The organism is Herbaspirillum lusitanum P6-12 (genome assembly GCF_000256565.1).
Classification (GTDB): Bacteria; Pseudomonadota; Gammaproteobacteria; order Burkholderiales; family Burkholderiaceae_D; genus Herbaspirillum; species Herbaspirillum lusitanum.
This window is the reverse complement of record NZ_AJHH01000741.1, coordinates 1-3575: the sequence shown is the minus strand read 5'-3', so window position 1 is coordinate 3575 and position 3575 is coordinate 1. Positions and strand designations below refer to the sequence as shown.

Sequence of the window (3575 nt, the reverse complement as noted above, 5' to 3'; positions counted from 1 at the left end):
CCCGCGCGCGCGCGCGCGCGCGCGACGTCCAGGCGGCATTGAATGCGGCGCGCAGCTTGCTGCCGTCCGGCATGCCGAGCAGTCCGTCGTACCGCAAGGTGAATCCGGCCGATGCGCCGATCATGATCCTGGCGCTGACCTCGGACACCATGACGCAGGGCCAGATGTACGACGCCGCCGACAGCATCCTGGCGCAAAAACTGTCGCAGGTGCGCGGCATCGGCCAGGTCAGCGTGGGCGGCAGTTCGCAGCCGGCGGTGCGGATCGAGCTCAACCCGACCGCACTCAACAAATACGGCATCGGCACGGCCGACGTGCGCACTGCGGTGGCCGCCACCAACGCCAATCGTCCCAAGGGCATCGTCGAAGACGGCGACCGCAACTGGCAGATCTACGCCAACGACCAGGTCAAGACGGCCGCCGAATATGCGCCGCTGATCGTCTCCTACCGCAACGGCGCGCCGGTGCGCGTGCGCGACATCGCCGAGGTCAAGGATTCGGTGGCCGACCTGCGCAACGCCGGTTCCGCCAACGGCAAGCCGTCGGTGCTGGTGATCCTGAACCGCCAGCCCGGCGCCAACATCATCGAGACCGTCGACGCCGTCAATGGCTTGTTGCCCAACCTGAAGGCATCGATCCCGCACGCCATCAATCTCGAAGTGATGATGGACCGCACGCCGACCATCCGCGCCTCGCTCAAGGACACCGAGAAGACGCTGCTGATGTCGATCGCGCTGGTGATCATGGTGGTGTTCCTGTTCCTGCGCAACGGCCGCGCCACGCTGATCCCGAGCGTGGCGGTGCCGGTCTCGCTGATCGGCACCTTCGGCGTCATGTATCTGCTCGGCTATACCCTCGACAACCTGTCGCTGATGGCGCTGACCATCGCCACCGGCTTCGTGGTCGATGACGCCATCGTGGTGCTGGAAAATATTTCCCGCCATATCGAACAGGGCATGAAGCCGGTCAAGGCAGCGCTGATCGGCGCACGCGAAGTCGGCTTCACGGTGCTGTCGATGAGCATTTCTCTGATCGCGGTGTTCATCCCCATCCTGATGATGGGCGGCATTGTCGGACGGTTGTTCCGCGAGTTCGCGGTGACGCTGTCGGTGGCGATCCTGGTGTCCCTGTTGGTGTCGCTGACGACCACGCCGATGATGTGCGCCATGCTGCTCAAACAAGAGAGCGAAGAGGAGCGCAAGCCGGGTCGTTTCTTCACTGCTGTCGAGCGCCTGTTCGACAGCATGCTGCGCGGCTATGAGCGCTCGCTGGCGTGGGCCCTGCGATTCTCGCCGCTGATGATCGTGATCCTGCTCGCCACCATCGCGCTCAATGTCTATCTGTACGTGATCGTGCCCAAGGGCTTCTTCCCGCAGCAGGACACCGGCCGGCTGGTTGGCGGCATCCGCGGCGACCAGTCGATCTCGTTCCAGGCCATGCGCATCAAGCTCAACGAATTCATCGAAATCGTGCGCCAGGATCCGGCGGTGGCCAACGTCACCGCCTTCACCGGAGGCGGTCGCCGCAACGGCGGCAGCATGTTCATCGCGCTCAAGCCGCTATCGGAGCGCAAGATATCCGCCGACAAGGTGATTGCGCGGCTGCGCATGAAGCTGGGCCACGTGGCCGGCGCCAGCCTGTTCCTGCAAGCAGTGCAGGACATCCGCGTCGGCGCACGCCAGAGCGATTCGCAATATGAATACACGTTGCAGTCGGACGACCTTGAACTGTTGCGCACCTGGGAGCCGAAGATCCGCGTGGCGTTCTCCAACCTGCCGCAACTGGAAGACGTCAGCACCGACCAGCAGGACAAGGGTTTGCAGACCACGCTGACGATCGACCGCGAGACCGCCATCCGCAGCGGCGTCACGCCGCAGCTGATCGACACCAGCCTGAGCGACCTGTTCGGCCAGCGCCAGATTTCGACGATCTACAGCGGCATGAACCAGTACCACGTGGTGATGGAAGCCGCGCCGCAATACTGGCAAAGCCCGGAAATCCTCAACAGCACCTACGTCAGCCTGGCCAACAGTACGGCCAACCTGTCGCCGACCACCTCGGCGCTGGGTACGCCGCCGGCGCTGACGGCGGGCGGCAAGCTCAACTCCAATTCGTCGCTGGCGCTGACGCTGTCAACGGCGGCGTCGAAACAGGTGCCGCTGACCTCGTTCTCCAGCTTCGCGCCGACTACCACCTCGTTGAGCGTGAGTCACGAGGGGCAGTTCATTGCCTCGACGATTTCCTTCAACCTGGCCGAAGGCGTCTCGCTGTCGCAGGCCACCCAAGTGATCAACGACACGCTGGCGCGCCTGGGCGTGCCGACGGCGGTGCACGGCGCTTTTGCCGGTACCGCCAACGCCTTCCAGTCGTCGCTCGACAGCCAGCCCGTGCTGATCCTGACGGCCTTGCTGGCGGTGTATATCGTGCTCGGCATTCTGTATGAAAGCCTGGTGCATCCGATCACCATCATCTCGACGCTGCCGTCGGCCGGCGTCCAGCCGCTCGGCATTTCCATCGTCGGCGGCCTGATCGTGAGCCAGATGCTGACGCTGTACACCACGCCGGTGGTCTATCTCTACATGGAGCGGTTCCGTTTGTGGAGCAAGGGTTTGTTCGAGCGCAAGACCGGCAGACAAGAGAACACGGGAGCGGCGTGAAACGCCGCGCTCAAGGAGAAATGACAATGACATCCGTACTGCGCAAACGCGCTTTGATTCTGACGCCGCTGGTGCTGGCCCTGGCCGCCTGCTCGGTCGGCCCCGACTACGTCCGCCCGCAAACCGCGGCGGTGCCGACGGCCTTCAAGGAAATGAAGGACTGGAAGCCGGCCCAGCCGAATGAACTGGCCATGAACGGCAAGTGGTGGGAAATGTTCGGCGACCGGCAGCTCAATGCGCTGGTGGAGCAGATCGATATCTCCAACCAGAACCTGGCGCAGTCGGAAGCCAATTTCCGCAAGGCCATGGCGCTGGTGCAAAGTTCGCGCTCGGCCTATTCGCCTACGCTGTCGGCTTCGGCCGGGGCGTCGCGGGGCAGTTCGGGGTCGGCAGGCGCGTCTTCCTCGAACGCTGCCTCGGGCAGCAGTGCGGGGAGCGTGCGCAATTCCTATACCTTCTCGCTGACGGCTGCCTGGGAGGCGGATATCTGGGGCAAGGTGCGGCGCGATGTCGAATCCAGTCAGGCCAGCGCCCAGGCCAGCGCCGCCGACCTCGCGGCAACGCGTCTGAGCGCGCAGGCGCAACTGGCGCAGAACTATCTGCAACTGCGCGTGCTCGATGCGCAACAGCAGTTGCTGGACGACACCGTCGCCGCTTACCAGCGCTCATATCAGCTGACGCTGAATCAATACAACGCCGGCGTGGTCGCCAAGTCCGACGTCATCCAGGCGCAGACGCAATTGAAGTCGGCGCAGGCGCAGGCGCTCGACAACGGCGTGCAACGCGCGCAGCTGGAACACGCGATCGCCTTGCTGGTAGGTCAACCGGCCTCGACTTTCTCGATCACGCCGTCGCCGCTGACCGCCGCAGCGCCGCCGATTCCGGTGGCCTTGCCGTCGATGCTGCTGGAACGGCGCC

Annotated in this window: 2 protein-coding genes; both read left to right on the top strand. The window is 64.4% G+C overall.

What is annotated here, in order from left to right:
• Positions 1-2657: efflux RND transporter permease subunit (locus HLUSI_RS30480; RefSeq protein ID WP_016836384.1), on the top strand; the 2657-nt coding region annotated here is incomplete at its 5' end.
• A gap of 26 nt (positions 2658-2683) precedes the next feature.
• Positions 2684-3575, top strand: an 892-nt coding sequence (locus HLUSI_RS30475; protein ID WP_016836383.1) for an efflux transporter outer membrane subunit, incomplete at its 3' end; no start/stop codon positions are given.